The following is a 20,225-nucleotide window of genomic DNA, read 5'->3' on the forward strand; positions in this document are numbered from 1 at the left end:
CGAGACGGTCTCCGGCCACGTACGAGCGGCCGGAAGCGGCACTACGCGGCGAGGGTGCCCCGGGTGACGGCGGCCGGACCGAACCGTGCGCGGAGCCGGTCCGCCACCGCCTCGATCCGGCGGGCCTTGTCGTCCTCCGGGTCCAGACTCAGCTGGTGGGCGGCCCGTTCGGCCGCCACGAGCCCCTCGGCCCGCAGCGTCAGGGCGCGCACCCGGGCCCGCTGCAGACCCAGCGCGGCATGGATTCCGTACGCGGTGGCGGTCAGGGCGGCGGAGTGCGCGGTGGGTTCGCCCAGCACCCGGTCCCGGGTGAGGCCCGTACGGTCGGCACAGCGCACGGTCAGCGACAGGGAACGGCAGACCTGCCCCCGGTCGCGCAGCCGGACGCCGAGCTCCTCGGTGAGGGAGAGCAGTGCCCGGCGCTGCTCGGCGGGGTCCAGCTCGTCGTGACCGAAGGCCCGTTCGGCACTGAGCGAGCGTTCGGCCGCGCCGGGCACCACCGGGGTCCGGTCGATGCCGCGGGCCCGGTCGTACGCTTCGCGGCCCGCCCGGGTGCCGAGGATCCGCTGGAGGGTGGCGAGCGGGACGCCGGCGATCCGGCCGACGGAGTCCAGGCCGTACGAGGCCAGGGTGCGGGCGGCCTTCGGGCCGATGCCGTCCAGTGCGACGGCGGGCCGGGGGGCGAGGAACTCCCGTACGGCGGCGGGGTCGTCGGGCAGCACCAGGGTCCGGCCGGGGGCGGCCTCGCGGGCGGCCATCCGGGCCAGCATGGGGTTGCCTGCGGCACCGATGACGCAGTCCACGCCGTACAGGGCGAGCGCCCGGACCCGGATGACCGCGGCCAGCCCGGCCGCGTCCCGGCCGAAGTAGCGGAAGGCTCCGCGGACGTCGGCGAGGGCGCCGTCGGGCGGGAGCGCCTGCACGGCGGGGGTGACCTCCCCGATCGTGCCGAGCAGTCCGGCGTACGCGGCCGTGCCGAGCGGGCTGCCGTCCAGTGGCCGGAACCGGAGGCACAGTACGGCCGCGGGTCCGTCCGCTGCGCGGGGCCGTGTCCCCTCCCCGCCTTCCCCCTCGTTTCGCCGGGGGGACCCCCATCCCGAAACCGGGGCTTCGTCCCGGACCCCGCCGCCTGTCCGGGGCGGTCCGGTCGGATTCGGCCCGCGGCGCCGTTGTGGCTGGTCGCGCAGTTCCCCGCGCCCCTGCCCGCCGGCGGGTGAGGGGGGTGTCGCCCGCAGGGCAGCGGCGGTCATCCCGCGCTCCCCGGGCTGGAGTGCCACAGCTTGCGCGGGGTCTGCGTGCCCTCGCCGGCCGGCTGGAGGTCCGCCCAGGGGTTCATGCGGTAGCCGGTCGGCAGCTCGATGCGGCGTCCCGTGTCCACCTGGCCGGCAGCCGCGCCGGAACCGCCATGGCCATTGCCGTGGCCATCGCCGCCTGAGGCGGCCGGCGCCGCCAGCCGGGCGGCGACCGCGTCCAGCCCGCCCGACGCGCGCAGTTCCACCAGCTCGGCGAGGTTCCACGCGGCCGCGCCGACCACGCTCAGGCTCTGCGGGCCCCGGCGCTGCACGACCCCGCGGACCAGCAGCAGGAAGGAGTGGAACACGGTGTGCGCGCACGCCTCGTGGCTGTCGTCGAAGAAGGCCAGGTCGACCAGGCCGGTGCCGTCGTCCAGGGTGGTGAAGATGACCCGGCGGCCGGAGCGGATCGGCGGGGTCTGGGTGGCCGCCTTGGCGCCCGCGACCAGTACGGTCCGGCCGTGTTCGGTGTCCCGCAGCGACCGTGCCGGGACCACGCCCAGTTCGGCGAGGAAGGCGTGGTGGTCCGCCATCAGGTGCCGGGACGCGTCCATGCCGAGCACGCCGAGCTCGGCGCTGAGCCGCTCGGCCTCGTTGAGATCGGGCAGGCCGATCCGGGCGGTGGAACGGCCGCCGTCCAGCGGGAGTTGACGCGCCGCCACTTCGGGGCGGGCGGCAGCCGCCGCCCGCTGTGCGCCGTGCAGTTCGGACAAGTGCAGCAGCAGGTCCCGGCGGTTGGCCCCGAACGCGTCCAACGCGCCGACCTGGGCCAGCCGTTCGGCCACCGGACGGCCCGGGTGCGCCCGGTCCCAGAAGTCGCGCAGGGAGGCGTAGGGCTGTCCCGCCTCGATCCGCTCCGCCTCCGCGCCGCTGATGCCGTGGACGTCGCCCAGGGCGAGCCGGAGGCCCCACACGCCGGAGGGGCGGGCGGCGTCGGACACCAGTTCGATGCGGTGGGTGACCGCGGACCGGTTCACGTCCAGCGGCAGCACCGGAACCCCGCGCCGCCGCGCGTCCGCCAGCAGCAGCCGCTTCGGGTACATGCCCGGGTCGTGGGTGAGCAGCCCGGCGTAGAAGGCGGCCGGGTGGTGCGCCTTGAGCCAGGCCGACTGGTAGGTCGGCACGGCGAAGGCCACCGCGTGCGCCTTGCAGAAGCCGTAGCTGCCGAACGCCTCGACGATCTCCCAGGTACGGGCGACCACCTCGGGCGCGTACCCCCGCTCCGCCGCCCGGCCCGCGAACCAGACCTTGATCCGGCCCTGCGACTCCGGGTCGGAGAGCCCGCGCCGCACCCGGTCGGCCTCGTCCCGCCCGCAGCCGGTCATCACGTGCACGATCTCGATGACCTGCTCGTGGAAGACCACCACCCCGTAGGTCTCGCGCAGCGCCGCCGCCAGGTCCTCGTGCGGGTAGCGGGCGGGCGCCCGCCCGTGCCGGGCCTCGATGAACGGCCGGACCATGTCGGCGGCCACCGGTCCGGGCCGGAACAGGGAGATGTCCACGACCAGGTCGTGGAACGTGGCCGGCTGGAGCCGGCCCACCAGGTCGCGCTGGCCCGGCGACTCGATCTGGAAGCAGCCCAGCGTCTCGGCCGAGCGGATCAGCTCGTACGTGGCCCGGTCGCCCGGCGGCACCTGCGCCGGGTCGTCCAGGTCCAGCCGCCGGCCCGTGGCCCGCCGGACCTCGTCCACGGCGTGCGCCATCGCCGACTGCATCCGGACGCCCAGCACGTCCAGCTTCAGCAGGCCGAGGTCCTCCACGTCGTCCTTGTCGAACTGGGACATGGGGAAGCCCTCGCCGCTGGTGGGCACCACCGGGGTGCGGGCGAGCAGCGAGGCGTCGGAGAGCAGCACCCCGCACGGGTGCATGGCGACCCCGCGCGGCAGCGCGTCCAGGGCCTCCACCAGCTCCCACAGCCGGCCGAAGCCGTGCCTCTCCTGTTCGGCGCGTACGTCGCGCAGCTCGGGGAGCTCCTGCAGGGCGGCGCGGGCGTCACGGGCCCGGATGTGCGGGAAGGCCTTGGCCAGCCGGTCGGTGACGGCCGGGTCCATGGACAGGGCGGCGCCGACGTCCCGGATGGCGTGCCGGACCCGGTAGGTCTCGGGCATGGCGACAGTGGCGACGCGCTCGGCGCCGAACCGGCCGATGATCTCCCGGTAGACCTCCAGCCGCCGGGCGGACTCCACGTCGATGTCGATGTCGGGCAGCACCGGGCGCCGCTTGGACAGGAACCGCTCCATCAGCAGGCCGTGTTCGACCGGGTCGGCCGCCGCGATCCCGAGCAGGTGGTTGACCAGGGAGCCGGCTCCGGACCCGCGGGCCGCCACCCTGATGCCCATCTTCCGCACATCGTCGACGACTTGGGCGACCGTCAGGAAATAGGTGGCGTATCCGTGGTGGGCGATGATGTCGAGCTCGTCGCGCATCCGGTCCCAGTACTCCCGGCGGCCGGCGTAGCCGCGCAGCACCATCCCGGCGCCGGCCCGCGACTCCAGGACCCGCTGGGCGGTGCGGTGGGCCGCCCCGACCAGCCAGGGCTCGGGGAAGTGCACCGAGCCCATGCCGAGGTCGTCCTCGGGATCGACCGTGCACGCCTCGGCGGTGCGCCGGGTGTCCTCCAGCAGGCGGCGCGCGTCGGCGGGGCGCAGACCGGCGGCGCGGGCGACCGCCTCGGCGGAGCCGGCCATCGCCTCGGCCCCCTTGAGCCAGCGCTCGCCGCTGTCGAGCGGCCTGCGGGGGTCGACGGGCACGAGCCGGCGGGCGGCGTCGAGCACGTCCGCGACCGGCCCCTGGCCCGGGTCGGCGTACCGGACCGCGTTGGTCAGGACGGCGGTGATGCCCTGCTCGGCGGCGAAGCCGACGGTACGGGCGGCCAGCCGCAGCGAGCCGGGGCCGGTCCCGGTCCGCCCGTGGTGCACGGCCTCCAGCCGCAGCGCGTCGCCGTAGACCTCGCGCCAGGGCGCGAGCAGCCGGCCCGCCCGGTCCGGCCGTCCGGCGGCGAGCGCACGGCCCACCTCCGAGCCGGGGCCGAGCAGGACGAACACCCCGGTGCCGCCGCGCAGCTCCGGCCACTCCAGCTGCGGCACGTCCGCCCCGCGGGCGTGGGCGGCGGTGACCAGCCGGCACAGCTCGGCCCAGCCGGCGGCGCCGTCGCGGGCGAGGAAGACGGCCCGGTGGGCGGATTCGTCGAGGAAGGCACCGCCCTTGACGGGGGTGCGGCGGCGCTGGGTGGCGGAGTCGTGCCCGGTGCCGGTGCCCGCGCCGGTGCCCGTGCCGACACCGGTGCCGGCGGTGCGGTCGTGGTCGCGGTCATGGTCCGGCACGGCGAGGTCCACGCCGAACAGGGGGCGGATGCCGGCCTTCGCACACGCCTTGGCGAACCGTACGGCGCCCGCGAGGGTGTCGCGGTCGGTGAGCGCGAGGGCGTCCATGCCCCGCTCGGCGGCGCGCTCCGCCAGCCGTTCCGGGTGGGAGGCTCCGTAGCGCATGGAGAACCCGGAAACGGTGTGCAGATGCGTGAAACAAGCCACCCGCGCCTCCTGCTTCCCTCGGTACCCCCATGGCCGGACTCCCCGTCTCTCCACCATAGACCAATTCGAATGCCCGTACGAAACGTTTGTTCGACCATCCGAGTGACCCGAGAACACCCGGCGATCACCCCCGACCACCCCCGACCACCCGCCGATCACGCCCCGATCGCCCCCCGAGCGGCCCGGTACGTCCCGCATTCACCCGTTCGGTTCGCCCCTGCTGCGGCCCTCCCCCGCCCCGCCCAGCGTGAGGACATGACCTTCCTCGCCGAGATCAAGGACGCGGTGACCGTACGCGCCGCAGTGCTGGTGGTCGGGGTGCTGGCGCTCCAGCTCGCCTTCATCACCTCGTACATCGGTGCCTTCCACCAGCCGAAGCCGAGCGAGATCCCGATCGCCGTGGCCTCCCCGGCGCCCCGGATCACCGCCCTGTCGGTGGAAAAGCTGGCCGCGCTGCCCGGAGATCCGCTCGACCCGCGGGCGGTCGCCAACGAGGCGGCGGCCCTGAGCCAGGTCAGGAACCGGGACGTGGACGGCGCCCTGATCATCGACCCGGCCGGGCAGACCGACCGGCTGCTGGTCGCGAGCGGCGCGGGCGCCTCGCTGTCCCAGGCGCTGGAGCTGGTCGTCGGCGCGGCCGAGAAGGCCCAGGGCCGTGCGGTCCGGGTGGTCGACGTGGCCCCCGCCGCCGCCGGCGACGCCCGCGGGCTGTCCGCGTTCTACCTGGTGGTGGGGTGGTCCGTGGGCGGCTACCTGTGTGCCGCGATCCTCGCGATCAGCGCCGGGGCCCGGCCCGCGAACACCGCCCGCGGGGTCATCCGGCTCGGCACGCTGCTCGTGTACGCGGTCGTGGCCGGACTGCTCGGCGCGTTGATCGCGGGGCCGGTGCTGGACGCGCTGCCCGGCAGCATCTGGGCCCTGTGGGGGCTCGGGGCGCTGGTCGTCTTCGCGGTGGGCGCGATCACGCTGGCCCTGCAGGGGGTGGCCGGCGTGGTCGGCATCGGCCTGGCCATCCTGCTCGTGGTGGTCCTGGGCAACCCGAGCGCGGGCGGCGCCTACCCGTACCCGCTCCTCCCGCCGTTCTGGCGGGCCATCGGGCCGGCGCTGCCGCCGGGGGCGGGTACGTACGCGGCCCGGTCCATCGCGTACTTCAAGGGGAACGGGGCCGGCGGGCCGATGCTCGTGCTGGCGGGCTGGGCGGTGCTCGGCTCGGTGGTGACGATGGCGTGCGCGGTCTCCCGCCATGGGCGCGGCGGCGCCCCCGTGGGCAGCGGCCTCCCCGCGCCCCCCGACCGCGGCCCGACCCCCCGCCTCCCCTGACAGGGGTCGGCCCGGCCCCGGCCCCCGCGAGCGGGGCTCCACCCATGCCCCGCCAGGGGCGTGGGGAACTGAGCGACCGGCCTGCGACGGCCCGCAGGCCCGGTACGGACGGGCCGGGTCGCCCCGAACCGGGGGGCGGGTCCGGGCCGCAGGCCATGCCACGCGGCGGAGCCGCAGATTGGACACGGCAGGGCGGGGCTCCGCTCCGCACGGCGGGCCCGTCCGCCCCCGCAGGGCTGCGCTACGCGCGGTGGACGATCTCGCCGCCGACCACGACCGTTTCCGCGACCGTGCCCGGGATCTCGTCCGCCGGGACGGCGAAGATGTCGCGGGACAGGACGACGAAGTCGGCGAGCTTGCCGACCGTCAGCGAGCCCCGCTCGTCCTCCAGGAAGTTCGCGTAGGCGGAGCCCATCGTGTAGCCGTGCACCGCGGTGGCCACGTCCACGGTCTCCTCCGGCCGCCAGGCCGGCCCGTCGCCGGCCAGCGGCCGCCGGGTGACCGCCGTGTAGATGCCGATCATCGGGTCCATCTCGGCCACGTTCCAGTCACTGGAGAACGCCAGCACCGCGCCCGCCCCGGCAAGGCTCCGCATCGGCCACGCCTTGTGCCAGCGCCCCTCGCCCACGTTCTCCGCCCAGTCCTGGCCCGGCCCGGCGATCTCCGGCGCGCAGTGCCTGGGCTGCATGCACGCCACCACCCCGAGCTCCGCGAACCGCGGCACGTCCGCCGGGTCCAGGCACTCCACGTGCACCACCTGGTGGCGCGCGTCCCGGGGGCCGTTCACCTCCCGCGCGTGCTCCACCGCGTCGAGCACCGTCCGGATGCCCCGGTCGCCGGTCGCGTGGACGAAGCACTGGAAGCCCCGCGCGTCCAGCTTGGCGAGCAGTCCGTCGAACTCCTCCGGCGGGTAGAAGGTCTCCCCCCGGTGCTGCCCGCAGCCGCGCGCGTACGGCTCCAGCAGCGCCGCCGTACGCGGCTCCACCACGTCGTCGATGTACAGCTTGAGCGGCCCGACCCGCAGCCGGTCGTCATCGAACCGCTCCGCCGCGCGGGCGAATTCGTCCAGGTCGGCGTCGGTCGTGCCGCGCGGGTGGAACAGCGCCGCGACGATCCGCGAGCGCAGCCGCCCCTCCTCCCGGGCCCGCTCGAAGAGTTCGAGGTCGTCCAGGGAGTTCTGCGGTTCGACCACGGTGGTGATGCCGTAACCGATCGCGTCGTCCAGGGACTTGGCGAGCCGCCCGTACTGCCGGTCCGGGGACGCCCACGGCACGCCGAGCGCGCGCAGTGCCCGGTGGCCGTCGCGGGACAGCCCCTTGATCGCGAAGTCCTTGACGAATCCGGTGGGTTCACCCGTCTCCGGGTCCGTCTCGGCCGTGCCGAACGGCAGGTCCGTACGGTCGCGGCCGACGCCCAGCCGGCGCAGCGCGGCCGTGTTCAGCCAGGCCGTGTGCACGTCGTACGAGAGCACGATCGCGGGGGTGTCCCCGGTGACCGGGTCCAGGTCGGCGGCGCACGGCATCCGCCCGCCGGCGATCGCCGAGTAGTCGAACGCCTCGGCCTCGATCCATTCGGCGTCCGGGTGGGCGGAGTGCCAGGCCCGGATCCGCTCGTGGATCTCGGCCAGGCTGCGGGCCCCGGCCAGCTGCACGCAGGCGTCGTCGGAGCCGAGCCTGACGTGGTTGTGGGCGTCGACGAAGCCGGGGAGGACCAGCCGGCCGGCCGCGTCGATCCGCTCGGTGTCCGGTCCGGCCCAGTGTCCGGCCTCGCTGTCCGGGCCGACCCAGACGATGCGGCCGTCGCGCACCGCGAGGGCCTCGGCCTCGGGCAGCTCCGGGTCGACGGTGTGGATCCGGGCGCCGGTGAGCAGCAGGTCGGCGGGGACGTTCATGGGTGGTGCTCCTGTGATGAGGGGAGGGTGGTGGTGGCGAGGGGCCAGGCCCACGGGACCCGGCAGGCGGGGCCCCGGCCGGGGGCTCCGGTCAGGCGGAGGCCCCGGCCGGGCGGGCCCCCGTCGGGCGGGCCCCCGTCGGGCGGGCCCCCGTCGGGCGGGCCCCGGTCAGGCGGAGGCCCCCGTCAGGCTGCGGCCCCGGTCCGGTCGGGCGCCCCGCGGTACAGCGCCCAGTACGTGAGGCCGGAGACGACCGAGCCGAGCAGGGTGAGGTCCGCCCCGCCGAGCGGGGCCACCAGCGGGCCGGTCCACAGCTCGGAGTCGCAGGTCAGGGCGGCGAAGACGATGCCGGCGAGGAGGGCGGCCATGCCCGCCGGGTGGTAGCCGGACCGGTACCAGTAGCCGCCCCCGGGCCCGTCGGCGTGCAGGGCGTGGTCGTCGTAGCGGCAGCGGCGCAGCAGCATGTCGGCGAGGAAGACGCCGCCCCACGGTGCGAACACGATGATCAGCAGGGACAGGAAGGAGGTGAGTGCGGTGGTGAAGTCGGTGAGGAAGAGGGCGGCGAGCGAGCCGATCCCGGTGATGGCGGCGCTGACCACGATGGCCTTGGCGCGGTCCCACGGGATGCCGAGGACCTGCAGGTTCAGGCTGGAGGAGTAGAGGGTGATGATCGAGTTGGTGACGGAGCCGCCGAGGACCAGGGTCAGGAATACCGGCTGGAACCAGCCGGGCAGCAGGTTCTCGGTGCCGGCGACGGCGTCGGTCATGTCGGTCTGGGTGGCGGCGGCCACGCCCGCGACGCCCAGGGCCACGGAGGAGACGAAGCCGCCCAGTGCGCCGTACCAGGTGATCGACCGCAGCGAGGTGGTGCGGGGCAGGTAGCGGGTGTAGTCGGCGGGCATCGGCAGGTACGAGAACGGGGCCGCGAGCATGATCACGAAGGCCAGGCTCCAGCCGGACACCCCCGGGACGACCGCCGCCGGGGCGGCGGTGTCGGCGCCGGGCAGCAGGAAGGCGAGCAGGGCGCCGAAGCCGACGGCGAGCACGTAGGCCATCCAGCGCTCGGCGAACTGGACGGTGGCGTGGCCCCACAGGGCGATGACGAAGGTCAGCGCGAGGGTGACGGCGAGGGCGACGGCACGGGCGGGGGTGCCGTGCATCAGGCCGAGGTCGCCGAGGAAGACCTCCAGGGCGAGGGTGCCGACCACGGTGTTGAGGATGGTGTACCCGATGCCGACCAGCCAGTTGAGGACACCGGCGGGGAGGTTGCCGCGGACACCGAAGGCGGCACGGGAGATCACCAGGGTGGCGGTGCCGGTGCGGACGCCGGACAGCCCGGCGGCGCTGATGACGAGGAAGGTGAGCCCGCTGGCCACGACCACGGCGGTGGCCTGCCAGAAGGTGAGCCCGAAGGCCACGGCGAGGGCGCCGTTGATCACGTAGGTGAAGGTGAGGTTGGAACCGAACCAGAGCCAGAACAGGTCCCTCGCGCTGCCGTGGCGCTCCCCGTCCGGGATCGGGTCGATGCCGTGCGTCTCGACCTTGAAGACCTCGTCCCGGCCGGCCCCGTCCAGGCCGGCCCCGTCTTCCGCGACGACCGCGTCATTCATGCGCACACCTCTGAACTGATCACGAACGGAACTGGTCTCGAAAGGGAATCGATCTTGAACGCCGTTCTAAGTTCTTGAATGGCATTCAAGATGAGGGGTGGGGCGCCCGGCCGTCAAGACCCTGTCCGGGATAAGGTCGGCGGGGAGAGGCGGAGGGCTGGACCGGGAGGGCTGGAGCGGTGGCAGGAGCGGCACGGCGGAGCGACGGGCGGATCGCCCAGGAGCGGATGCTGGAAGAGGCCATGGCGGCGATCGCCGAGGACGGCCTCGCGGCACTGACCATGTCCGCGCTCGCCGAGCGCCTCGGCACCAGCGGCGGCCACATCCTGTACTACTTCGGCAGCAAGGACCGGCTGCTGCTGGAGGCGCTGCGCTGGAGCGAGGCCCTGCTCGACCGGGAGCGGGCCGCCCTGCTGTCCCGCCGGGTGACCGCACCGCGCAAACTCGTGCTGTTCACCGAGTTGTACCTGCCGTCCGGCCCCCGCGACCCGCGCTGGATGCTGTGGATCGAGCTGTGGGCGCGTACGGCGTCCAACGCCGCACTGCGCGCCGCCCAGGAGGAGATCGACCTCGGCTGGCAGCGCGACCTGGAGGCGCTGCTGGCCAGGGGCGTGGAGCAGGGCCGGTTCGCGCCCATGGACGTGCCCGCCCGGGCCTCCGAACTGCTGGCCCTGCTCGACGGGCTGAGCACCCGGGTGGCGCTGGGCCAGCGCGGCGCCGACCGGGCGACGGCGGTCACCCAGGCGGCGTCCGCGGCGACCCGCCTGATCCCACACCTCTGAGCGTCCGCGGCGCCCCGCCCGATCGCACACCCCCGAGCGTCCCCGCCCCGCGCGCACCGGCCGGACCGCCCCTCCGTCACCGCGAAGTGCGCCCTACCGCGCTCCCCCGCTGACGAGGACAATCACCGTGACGTGGCGTCTACCACGGAGGAGGGAGCGCGTGCGTCACCGGCTACGCGCCGCCGACGGGCGGCAGCTCATGGTGGAACGGTTCGGGGACCCGTCCGGGCGCCCGGTGTTCCTGCTCCACGGCACCCCCGGCAGCCGGCTGGGCCCCGCCCCCCGGGGCATGGTCCTCTACCAGCGCCGGATGCAGCTCATCGCCTACGACCGGCCCGGATACGGCGGCTCCGACCGCCTGCCCGGCCGCACCGTCGCCGACGTCGCCCGGGACGTGGCCGCCATCGCCGACGCCCTGCACCTGGACACCTTCGCCGTCGCCGGCCGCTCCGGCGGCGCCCCGCACGCGCTGGCCTGCGCCGCCCTGCTCCCCGAGCGGGTCACCCGGGCCGCCGCCCTGGTCGGGCTGGCCCCCTGGGACGCGGACGGCCTCGACTGGTTCGAGGGCATGACCGACTCGAACGTGCGCGAGTACACCACCGCCTCCCTGGACCCGGAGGAACTGGCCGCCCGCCTCATCCCCCGCGCGGCCGGCATCCGCAAGGACCCGGGCCGGCTCCTGGAGGAACTCCGCCGCGAACTCACCGACCACGACAGGATGATCGTCTCCGACGCCGGCCTGCGCCGGATGCTGGAGCGCAACTTCCGCGAGGGGCTGCGCACTTCCGCGTACGGCTGGATCGACGACGCGATCGCCCTGTGCAGCCCCTGGGGGTTCGACCCGGCCGTCATCCGCTGCCCGGTGCTGCTCTGGCACGGGGAGAAGGACGTCTTCTCCCCGATCGGACACTCCCGCTGGCTCGCCCGCCGCATACCGGGCGCCACCGCCCGCTTCGACCCCCACGCGGCCCACTTCGCCGCCTTCGGCGCCCTGCCCACCATCCTGACCTGGCTGCTGCACGGGCTCGCCGTGCCCCCGCAGCACCAGCTCCCGGCCTGACGGGCCCACGCCGGACCGGGAGCGGACCCGGCGTGGACCCGGCATGGCCCGGCATGGCCCGGCATGGCCCGGCATGGGCCCGGCATGGGCCCGGCATGGGCCCGGCATGGGCCGGGCGCGGCGGCCCCGGCGCGGGCCCGGCGCGGCCCCGCCATGGCCCCCGCCCGGCCGCTACACCGCCAGCGGCTCCAGGTCGCGGTGCACGCGCCGCCCGTCGCGCGCGTACCGGACGAGGTTGTGGTCCTCGCCCAGCAGCCGGGTCAGTTCGTGCACCGACTCCGCGCGGAGCCTGGCGGCCTCCTCCTTCCGCCCCAGCGAGTCCAGGCTGACCGCCATGTTGGAGGCGCTCGCCAGCGTCTCCGGGTGGTGCGCCCCCAGGGCGTCACGGAGCCGGAGCACGGCGATCCGCTCCAGTTCCAGCGCGCCCTCCGGATCACCCAGGTCGGCCCGCGCGTTCGCCAGGTTCAGGTGCGCGAACACGGTGTGCGGGTGGTTGTCCCCCAGCACGTCCTGCATGGCCCGGATCGTCTGCCGCAGCATCGGCTCCGCGGTCTCCGCCGCACCCGTGCCCCAGTGGAACACCGCCAGGTTGTTGACCGCGGCCAGGGTGTACGGGTGCCGCTCGCCCGGCACCTTCACGTACTCGTCGACGACCTCCTGCGCCACGTCCCGCGCCCGGCCCGGGTCCCCCGTCGCGAACAGGTCCGCGGCCAGGTTCAGGTCGCAGGCCAGCAGGTCCGGGTTGACCGAGGTGTACTTCTCCCGGTAGCGGGCCCGGGTGGCCGTGGTCAGCCGGAGCGCGTCCTCCAGCTGTCCGGCCCGGCGCAGCGACACCGCCAGGTTCTTCGCCGCCGACAGGGTGCCGGGGAAGGCCCGGCCGAGCGTGGCCTTGTAGGTCTCGTACGCCCGGCTGAGCAGCTGCACCGAGTCCTCGTACCGGCCGACCTCCCGCAGGTCCCGCGCCAGGTTCTGGGCCGAGGACAGGGTGTACGGGTGCTCCGGCCCGAGCACCTCGGTCCGCAGGTCGTAGACCTCCTGGTCGATCTCCCGGGCCCGCGCGTACTGGCCGACCAGCCGCAGGTTCAGCGCCAGGTTGTTCGCGGCGGCCAGGGTCCGCGGGTGGGCCTCGTGGAAGATCTGGCTGAAGCCCTCGTGCGCGACCGTCGCCAGTTCCATCGCCTTGCCGTACTGGCCCAGCGCGGCCAGCGTGTTCGCGAGCCCGCTCATGGTCATGTACGTGTGCGGGTGCGAGGGGCCGAGCACCTCCTTCTGCCGCTCCAGGGTGACCTCGTCGAGCTCCTTGGACTCCACGAACCGGCCGCGCGAGCGCAGGATGTTGGACAGGTGGAAGCGCAGGTACAGGTACTGCAGGTCGTCGTTGCCCAGCTTCTCCCGCCATGCCTCGCGCAGTTCCTCGCCGAGCTGGAACGCGGCCTTCAGGTCGCCGCGCTTCCACAGGTAGCGCACCCGGTCGATGAGCAGCCGGCGGGTCTCCGGCTCGTGGCAGAGCCGGGCCTCCGAGGGCGACAGGTGCGGCCAGATGGTGTTGAAGCGCGGCCAGGTCGACGGGTTGTCGATCGGCTCGTCGTCGTCCGGCCGGGCGCCCGCGAGGACGCGGTGCACCACGTGCCGGGCCTCCCGCTGCTCCTCGTCGGTGAGCTGGGCCCGGATCACGGCCTGCACCAGCCGGTGCACCTGGATGCTGTTGCTGACCTGGTCGACCTTGGCCAGGGCGAACCGGCCGATCTCCCGGATCACCCGGCCCAGGACCAGCTTCTCCTGCAGGGAGGCGTCGTAGGGCTTGAGCGCCTCGATCATCTCCTTGCTGTAGAGCAGGTTGGCGGAGATCGGCTCGGGCGCGAAGAAGGCGCAGAGCTGGAGCAGCCGTACGGCGGCCGGCGAGCGGGACTGGAGCCGTTCGATGGACACGTTCCAGGTGGCGGCGACGGGCTCCGGGTAGCCGGCCGGCTGGTTGAGCGCCAGGACCCGGGCGGCCTGCTGGGCCAGCTGCTCCAGGTACGCCGCGACGGGCGTGGCGGTCTCCGCGATCCAGGCGCCCGCCTGTTCCACGGCGAGCGGGAGGTCGCCGACCGCGACCGCGACCTGCTCGGCGTCGTCCTTGGTCAGTCCGGGGGCGCGGCGCTGGAGGTGCTCGATGGACTCCTCGCGGAGGAACACGTCGACCGGCAGCGCGTCCCCGTACTGCGACCAGCTCTGGTTGCGGGAGGTGACCAGGACGTGGCCGGGGCCGCCGGGCGGGAAGAACCGCTTGAGGGCCTCGGGGTCGTCGGCGTTGTCGAAGACCAGCAGCCAGCGCGAGGTGGGCACCCCGCGCCGCAGCAGGTCGATGGCCTCCTGGGAGGCGGCCGCCATGTCCTCCCCGGTCTGCGCGCCGAGCCGGACGGCGAGTTCGGCGAGGGCGGCGACCACGTCGTCGGTCTGTTCGGAGGAGATCCACCAGACCAGGTCGTAGTCGGCCATGAAGCGGTGCACGTACTCCAGTGCCACCTGGGTCTTGCCGACGCCGCCGAGCCCGAACAGGGTCTGCGGCTGGGGCAGCACCACGGCCACGCCGCCGCCGAGCTGGTCGCGCATCCGTTCCAGGACCATGGACCGGCCGGTGAAGCCGGGGTTCCGGGGCGGGGCGTTCCAGATCTTGGGGACGGTGCCGGGGAAGCGGGGGCCGGGCCCGGAGGCGCCGGCGCTGCCGTCGATCAGGGCGAGCGGCCGTTCGACGGCCCGCAGCAGGGCGGCGGTGGCGTGCACCTCGTCCAGCCGGAACAGGTCCACCGGGTTGCGGTCGATGTAGGGCGCGGAGAGGCGTACGTCGCCCACCCGGAGCGCGACCAGCTGGCGGCGGCCGCCGGTGGGGTCCTCGGCGGCGGCCCGCTCCCACACGTCGACGGCGCGGGCGGACTTCAGGTAGGCGCCGGACAGCAGGAAGACGGTGCGGGCGGCGGTGTCGATGCTGAACCCGGATCCGCCGAGGGTGTCGCCGGGTGCCGTGTTCGCGGGGCGTTCGGCGGAGACGTCGCGGGGCACCACCCGGAACCCGGCGCGGGTGAGCACGGTCTCGATCCAGTCGGCCCACATCCGGTTCTCGGCGACGTAGGAGAGGAACAGGTCGGCGGGCAGGGCGGGGCGCCGGCGGGTGAAGGCGTCCCGGATGCGGAGCCGGACCTCCTCGCCGATGGCGGGCATGGCGGTGATCTCTCCCCCGGTGACCACGGCGGTGAGCCGTTCGAAGGCGGAGAGCAGGGAGTTGGTGAGGCCGGCCTCGTCGCCGAAGGTGGCGAGGGTCTCCTCGTAGGCGTAGTAAGGACGGTAGGGGATCTCCACCGCGCCCCAGTAGGCGGTGGCCTCGTCGCCGGCCAGGCCGGTCGGGAAGCGGTCGAACTTGAGCCGGGCCAGGGCGCGTCCGGCGTCGGCCTTCTCCTTCTCGCCCTCGTCGATGCGCATCGGGACGGGGTAGATCCTGATGCCGCGGTCGCCGAAGCGTTCGTCGATCTGCCGGGCGACGGAGGCGGCGCCGTCGATGGACTGGTCGGAGAGGGTGAAGCAGTCGACCAGGACGTCGGGGAGGTGGACGGTGCAGATGTCGGCGATGTCGGAGAGGCCGGTCCGGCTGTCGATGAGGACGTAGTCGTAGTTCCGCTTCATGTCCTCGCGGAGGGCGTCGAAGAACAGGCCGCCGCCGAGCCGGTCGTAGAAGTTGTCCCAGTCGAAGGTGGACACGGTGGCGGAGTACTCGCGGTTCTGCCGGCCGGCCGAGACGAAGTCCAGGGTGCCGCCGTCGGGGAACTCCCAGCCGAGGTTCTCGGGGGTGAGGGAGACGGCGTGCGGCTGGATCCGCGCGTAGTCCTTGTGCCAGTCGTCGGGGCGCGGGTCGGGCCGGGTGGCGGCCCAGGCGTATTCGCTGATCAGGTCGATGACGCCGGTGGTGGCGCCCAGGGTGGAGGGGTCCAGGAAGGGGTGGAAGAAGCGGTGCAGGCCGGGCGCCTCCAGGTCCCAGTCGAGGGCGAGGACCCGTTTGCCGTTGGCGGCGAGGATCCAGGCCGTGTTGGCGAGGGCCATGGTGCGGCCGGTGCCGCCCTTGTACGAGTAGAAGGTGACGATCCGTCCGTCACGACTGGCTGTCATCCGTGTCCCCCCGGTCCGTGTGGGTCAGTGCGTCGGTGCCGTGCCCGGCGTCGGGCGGGAACGGCGCTCGCGGCGGTGGCGGTGCGGGCGGCCCGTCCGTTCCCATCGGCCCGTGCAGCCGCGGGCGTTCGGTGTGGGCCCGGCGGGCCGGCGGATACACCTGGGCGTGTCTGAGGTACTGCTGGGCGGCGGCCTCGACCACCTGCGGCAGGATCTGGCCGAGGGTTTCGAGGTTGGCGACGCCGTTGGCGGCGGCCCGGCAGGCGATCCGGGCGCGGCTCATGGTGACCGGCATGGTCTCCTCCAGCTGCCGGACCAGTTCGGTCTCCTGGGCCCGGCTCTGGTGGTCGTAGCGGTTCCAGGGGACGACCACGCTGACCCAGGGCCGGGGGTCCTGGTCGAAGGCGGCCAGCCGCTGCCGCCGGTGCTCGTCGGCGAGCGCCCAGCGGTCGATGATCAGGATCTCGGGGCGGGCCGGCGGCTGTTTGCTGTCGAAGTGCCCGGCCTCGTCGTCGAAGGAGGCCATCGTGGTGCGGTAGTTGAGGTTGCGGACCAGGTCCTCGGCGACGTAGGCGACGGGCCGTTGCGCGACCGGGTGGTAGGGGTTCCAGTCCACGGCGCTGTCGCCGTAGTACTCGGTGCTGCGGCCTTCCGGCTGGTCGAAGCGGGAGCCGGCGGCCACGGTGACCTGGAGGGACTTGGCGGATCCGCCGGGGGTGCCGAAGGCGCTGGGGACCACCCGGTAGTCCAGTGGCCGGCTGACGTCGAGGCGGACGGATTCGGCGACGCGCACGATGCGTTTGGCGAGTTCGTAGACCGCCCGCTCGTACTGCTCGGCGTAGCCGCGGAGTTTGATCAGCCCGTAGAGGCCGTCGGTGACGTAGCGGTCGCCGAAGGTGTTGTGGTTGAACTGCAACCGCTCTGCTGGGCCGGGCAGTTGGGACGGCGGTACGGGGACCCAGAGGGCGGGCACGATCGCCTCGGCGGGTTCGTTGTTGACCGCGCCGTGCCGGATGGTCCGGGTGGCGAAGGCGAACCACTCCTTGCCGCACATCTGGCTGGCGAAGTAGCGCGGGGAGAAGAGTGGCACGAACACCCGGCAGGTGGCGAGGGCCGCGCCGAGGCGTTCCGACCAGCCCTCGCCGCTGCGTATCTCGCGGTCCATGAATCCGGCGTCGGATCCGGCCGGGAGGTCGGTCAGCGCCATCACATGGCTGGAGAGATCACGGAAGAGGCGTTCCACCCACATGTCGGGGTCGGGCCCCCCGGCCCCGAATCTCGGCGTGTGCGCATAACTGAGAAAGAAGTACGGCTGCACAGATGCGGGCACATGACCCCCGTCCCGAAGATGCGAGCGAAGAAACATCATTCCGGAGCAGCTCCACCACATCCCCTCATGGTTCAGTCAATCAGCGTCTGTTTTCGGCCATCCAGGCCAGGGCGTGCTCGACCGCGTCATGGAGCGAGAAAAGCATGGTGTCCGCACCGCCCACCCGCCCCCGGCGCACCAGGGATTCCGGGAACTCCTTGCCGATCTGCCCGAAATCACTGTCGTCGAGCGCCACGTCCTCGAACTCGGTCCATTGATCACCCCCCGGTAGGTTCACCACGCACGCGTACATCCGCAAGGGGGGCTTGGGAATTCGGTACTCCGCGAGGTGGAAGGCGGTGCAGACTTCGAATCCCACATTGATCATGAGTACCTGACCTCCCTCCCAGCACAGGGACCCCAGCGGTGAGTCCTCTCCCAGATGACAGGAAATCCGGTGTTCCGCGCAGAGCCGCCCGGCGTCCCGGCCGAGCGCCGCGAAGGAGGTCTGCGGGTGGGCGCTGCGGAAGGCACCGGGGGCCGTCCGGACCGCCTCGGCCAGCGCACCCATCCGGCTGCTGGGGGTGCGCTCCGGGTGGAAGCCCGGCATCCGTTCCCGGAAGAGCCGTACCTCCTCCCCCGTCATCCCCTCGATACGGGCCAGATGGGCGTCCGAGGTGATGGAGTTCTCCGCGGTGAAGGCCGGTACGACCAGGGTGCCGCGCGGGCCGAGCACCCCGGTCAGCGCCTCCCGGAGGGTCTGCGCGTCCAGGCCGGTGCCGCCGAGCGCGGCGTGCACCAGCAGCCGGGCCCCGGGGCGCACCCCGGCCAGCCGCAGCCGCACCGCCAGGGCCAGCGCCCCGGGTCCGCGCCCGGGACCTCCGGGCCCCGGCCCGGGCCCGCGCCCGGCGCCTTCCCCCGGGGCCCCGGGGCCCGGGGAGCCCCCGGAGGTCCCGGGGGCAGGTGTCACGCCTCCACCGCCTTGAGTTCCCAGCGCATCTCCTCGACCAGCCGCCGTCCGGCAGCGGTCAGTTCCGCCGCCCCGGCGAGCCGGTCCAGGGCGCGGCGGATCTCCTCCGCCTCCCCCGGCTCCCCTCCGGTGGTGGCCCGCCGGTACGCCTCGACGGCCACGCGCTCGTGTACGTCGGCCAGCAGCCGGGAGACCGGCACCGGCCGGCGGCGCCAGGGCGAGGGGTGGCTCCAGGCCCCGTCCAGCGCGTACAGGTCGGCCACTTCGGTCAGCGAGCGCAGCCGGGCCCGGCGCCGGCCGGTCAGCAGGGCCAGGGCGGTGTCCCTGACCCCGGCGGCGTAGGGCAGGCCGAGGGCTCCGGGCCCGTGCCGTCCGGCCTCGCCCCAGCCGCCCGCCCGGGGCCCGCCCGCCAGCGGGGTGAGGGTGGTCAGGCCGGCGAGGGCGGCCCGGGCCGGGTCCGGGACGCTGCGGTGCAGCAGGGCCGTGGCGGCGTCGAGCCGGCGGATCCACTCCTCGGCCTCGCCGGCGCCCAGCCGCAGCCGCGGGGGCCGGGCGAAGCAGGTGCGGTAGGGGTCCAGGTCGTCCAGCGCCACGGCCGGCCCGTCCGGGCCGGGCAGCCAGCTCCGTACGGGCTCCCAGCGCGAGTCCCCGGCCGAGGGTCCGAAGCGGTGCTCGGACCGGCCGTCCCGTACGAGGAAGCCGTCGTCCGTCACGCCGAGCGCGGCCCGGCCCTCGGTGCCGGGTTCGCCGAGCCGCAGCAGGCCCAGGGTCGGCAGGTACACCTCGCCGTCCCGGTAGGGCACTTCGGCCGGGCCGTCCAGCCCGCCGCGCAGCACGGCTGCGGCGGCCAGCGCGGCCAGCCGCCGGGCGGCCTCGGGCGGGTCCGCCCGCTGCGGCCACGGCGGCCGCTCAGGGCCCGCCGGGCCGGCCGGCCCGCGCGCGCGGTGCCGGCGGCCCTCGCCCTCGCGGAGGGCCTCCAGCGCGGCCAGCACCCAGCTCCGCGTGTACGGATGCGCCAGCACGGTGTCCAGCGCGGCCGCGCCGGCCTCCCCGGCCGCCTCCACCGCGACCACCCGCGCCCAGGCCCGGTCCCAGTCCTCCCGCCCCGCCAGGTCGGCGTGCAGCCGGGCCAGCAGGGTCCTGGTCAGGTCCTGCTGGGCGGCGTCGAGGGCGGCCGGGGAGGGGGTGGGGACGGCCGTCCGGCTCTCCACCCCGTCGACGAGTTCCCGCAGGTCGGCGCAGTAGACGGAGGGGTTGTCGAAGCCGCTGCCGGACCGGTGGCGGTGGGTGTAGAGGCCTCCGCCGCACGAGCGTACGGCGGGGCAGCGGCGGCATTCGGCGCTGACCCCGGCCAGCCCGAGCTGCCGGGCCCGCACTCCCGGATGGGCCGCGACCCGGTCGAAGGCGTGGTCGAAGACGTTGAACCCGGTGGCGGCGGCCCCGTCGTAGGCGCTCTTGAGGGAGTCCACCTGCTCCAGCGCGCCGTCGGTCTCGACCACCACCAGGTCGGTGGGGGCCAGGCCCAGGGACTCGGTGAGGCTGGGGCCGCCCGCGAGGGTGCTGAGCAGGGAGGAGAACAGCCGGACCGGCACCGGGCGGCCGAGCCGCTCCCAGTGGTCGAAGACCGCCAGCAGCCACCGGGCGTAGCTGTCGCGGGTACCGTCGGGGCGGGCCGGAGGGGTGTCCCAGGTGGCGTGCGGGAGCAGGAAGTCCACTCGCGGGGGCGCCAGTTCGACCAGAGCGTCGAGGACGGCGACGGGGTCGTTCTCCACGTCCACGGTGCAGAGCAGGCCCTGGTACAGATGGCGGTAGGGCCGGGACCGGAGCAGTTCGACGGCCTTGAGGACCAGGGGGTGGCTGGTGCGGCCGTCGGCGAAGCGGCGGTGCCGGTCGTTGGCGGCGCGGTCGCCGTCGAGGGAGACCCCGACGCGGACGCCGAACTCGGCGAAGAGGTCGAGGTAACGGGTGTTCAGCTGGAGCCCGTTGGTGTGGATCCGCAGGTCCAGGGCGGCGGTCCCGGCGAGGGCCCGGGTGAATTCCTCGCAGACCAGGCGGAGTCGGGCCGGCCCGGCCAGCAGGGGTTCCCCTCCGTGGAGGATCACCGTGACGGAGGGGAGGTCATGGTCACGGGCATGGTCGGCGAGCCGCGACGCGGTCCGGGAAACGACTTCCGGGGAGATCACCTTCGGCCGGGCTCGCCAGCTCTGATCTGCGTGTTCATAGACATAGCAATGATCACAAGCAAGATCGCATCTGCTGTGAACCTTCAGGACGATCTCGCGAAAGGCGATCAGGCCGGTCATTCCACCAGTCTAGAGCGG

11 protein-coding genes are annotated in these 20,225 nt (G+C 74.3%); 3 read left to right on the forward strand and 8 right to left on the reverse strand.

What is annotated here, in order from left to right; genetic code table 11:
* Positions 1 to 41: 41 nt before the first annotated feature.
* On the reverse strand, positions 42 to 1,016 hold the full coding sequence (locus tag AB0O36_RS22230; protein WP_365113311.1) for a hypothetical protein: 975 nt from the start codon (positions 1,014 to 1,016) through the stop codon (positions 42 to 44).
* Between the two features lie 230 nt (positions 1,017 to 1,246).
* Positions 1,247 to 4,822: a DNA polymerase III subunit alpha gene (locus AB0O36_RS22235; RefSeq protein ID WP_365113146.1), complete on the reverse strand. Its 3,576-nt coding sequence runs from the start codon at positions 4,820 to 4,822 to the stop codon at positions 1,247 to 1,249.
* Positions 4,823 to 5,077: 255 nt separating this feature from the next.
* Here AB0O36_RS22235 and AB0O36_RS22240 point away from each other — a divergent pair, with 255 nt between their 5' ends.
* Positions 5,078 to 6,142, forward strand: coding sequence for a DUF3533 domain-containing protein (locus tag AB0O36_RS22240; RefSeq protein WP_365113149.1), 1,065 nt, complete (start codon positions 5,078 to 5,080; stop codon positions 6,140 to 6,142).
* 241 nt (positions 6,143 to 6,383) lie between these two features.
* Here AB0O36_RS22240 and AB0O36_RS22245 read toward each other — a convergent pair whose 3' ends face one another.
* Positions 6,384 to 8,033 (reverse strand): amidohydrolase, encoded by a 1,650-nt coding sequence (locus AB0O36_RS22245; RefSeq protein WP_365113152.1) that lies wholly within the window; start codon positions 8,031 to 8,033, stop codon positions 6,384 to 6,386.
* Between the two features lie 185 nt (positions 8,034 to 8,218).
* Entirely contained in the window at positions 8,219 to 9,643 is a 1,425-nt protein-coding gene (locus AB0O36_RS22250) for a cytosine permease (protein WP_365113155.1), read from the reverse strand.
* Positions 9,644 to 9,822: 179 nt separating this feature from the next.
* Here AB0O36_RS22250 and AB0O36_RS22255 point away from each other — a divergent pair, with 179 nt between their 5' ends.
* The gene (locus tag AB0O36_RS22255; protein WP_365113158.1) at positions 9,823 to 10,425 is read left to right on the forward strand and encodes a TetR/AcrR family transcriptional regulator; all 603 of its coding nucleotides are present in this window, start codon (positions 9,823 to 9,825) and stop codon (positions 10,423 to 10,425) included.
* 160 nt (positions 10,426 to 10,585) lie between these two features.
* The gene (locus tag AB0O36_RS22260; RefSeq protein ID WP_365113161.1) at positions 10,586 to 11,485 is read left to right on the forward strand and encodes an alpha/beta hydrolase; all 900 of its coding nucleotides are present in this window, start codon (positions 10,586 to 10,588) and stop codon (positions 11,483 to 11,485) included.
* A 171-nt stretch (positions 11,486 to 11,656) separates the two neighbouring features.
* On the opposite strand, the gene fxsT is transcribed toward AB0O36_RS22260, so the two are convergent.
* From fxsT to fxsB, 4 genes are read right to left on the reverse strand one after another with little or no spacing between them, the layout of a single operon-like run.
* Complete coding sequence (fxsT, locus tag AB0O36_RS22265; RefSeq protein ID WP_365113164.1) at positions 11,657 to 15,625, reverse strand: FxSxx-COOH system tetratricopeptide repeat protein; 3,969 nt, start codon at positions 15,623 to 15,625, stop codon at positions 11,657 to 11,659.
* Positions 15,609 to 16,994: a TIR-like protein FxsC gene (locus tag AB0O36_RS22270; protein WP_365113167.1), complete on the reverse strand. Its 1,386-nt coding sequence runs from the start codon at positions 16,992 to 16,994 to the stop codon at positions 15,609 to 15,611. Before AB0O36_RS22270 ends, fxsT begins: the two co-directional genes overlap by 17 nt.
* Before the next feature lie 40 nt (positions 16,995 to 17,034).
* Positions 17,035 to 17,904, reverse strand: a complete 870-nt coding sequence (locus AB0O36_RS22275; protein WP_365113170.1) for an AAC(3) family N-acetyltransferase — start codon at positions 17,902 to 17,904, stop codon at positions 17,035 to 17,037.
* Complete coding sequence (gene fxsB / locus AB0O36_RS22280; RefSeq protein ID WP_365113173.1) at positions 17,901 to 20,207, reverse strand: radical SAM/SPASM protein FxsB, inactivated metallohydrolase extension form; 2,307 nt, start codon at positions 20,205 to 20,207, stop codon at positions 17,901 to 17,903. The genes AB0O36_RS22275 and fxsB overlap by 4 nt, the downstream gene beginning before the upstream one ends.
* Between the last annotated feature and the right edge of the window lie 18 nt (positions 20,208 to 20,225).

Origin of the sequence: Streptomyces sp. NPDC089799 (genome assembly GCF_040684755.1) — a bacterium.
Classification (GTDB): Bacteria; Actinomycetota; Actinomycetes; order Streptomycetales; family Streptomycetaceae; genus Streptomyces.

Excerpts from the sequence above, each read along its gene's own strand:
- fxsT (WP_365113164.1), bottom strand. The coding sequence starts at position 15,625 with ATGACAGCCAGTCGTGACGGACGGATCGTCACCTTCTACTCGTACAAG.
- fxsB (WP_365113173.1), bottom strand. The coding sequence starts at position 20,207 with ATGACCGGCCTGATCGCCTTTCGCGAGATCGTCCTGAAGGTTCACAGC.
- AB0O36_RS22250 (WP_365113155.1), bottom strand. The coding sequence starts at position 9,643 with ATGAATGACGCGGTCGTCGCGGAAGACGGGGCCGGCCTGGACGGGGCC.
- AB0O36_RS22245 (WP_365113152.1), bottom strand. The coding sequence starts at position 8,033 with ATGAACGTCCCCGCCGACCTGCTGCTCACCGGCGCCCGGATCCACACC.
- AB0O36_RS22240 (WP_365113149.1), top strand. The coding sequence starts at position 5,078 with ATGACCTTCCTCGCCGAGATCAAGGACGCGGTGACCGTACGCGCCGCA.
- AB0O36_RS22270 (WP_365113167.1), bottom strand. The coding sequence starts at position 16,994 with ATGATGTTTCTTCGCTCGCATCTTCGGGACGGGGGTCATGTGCCCGCA.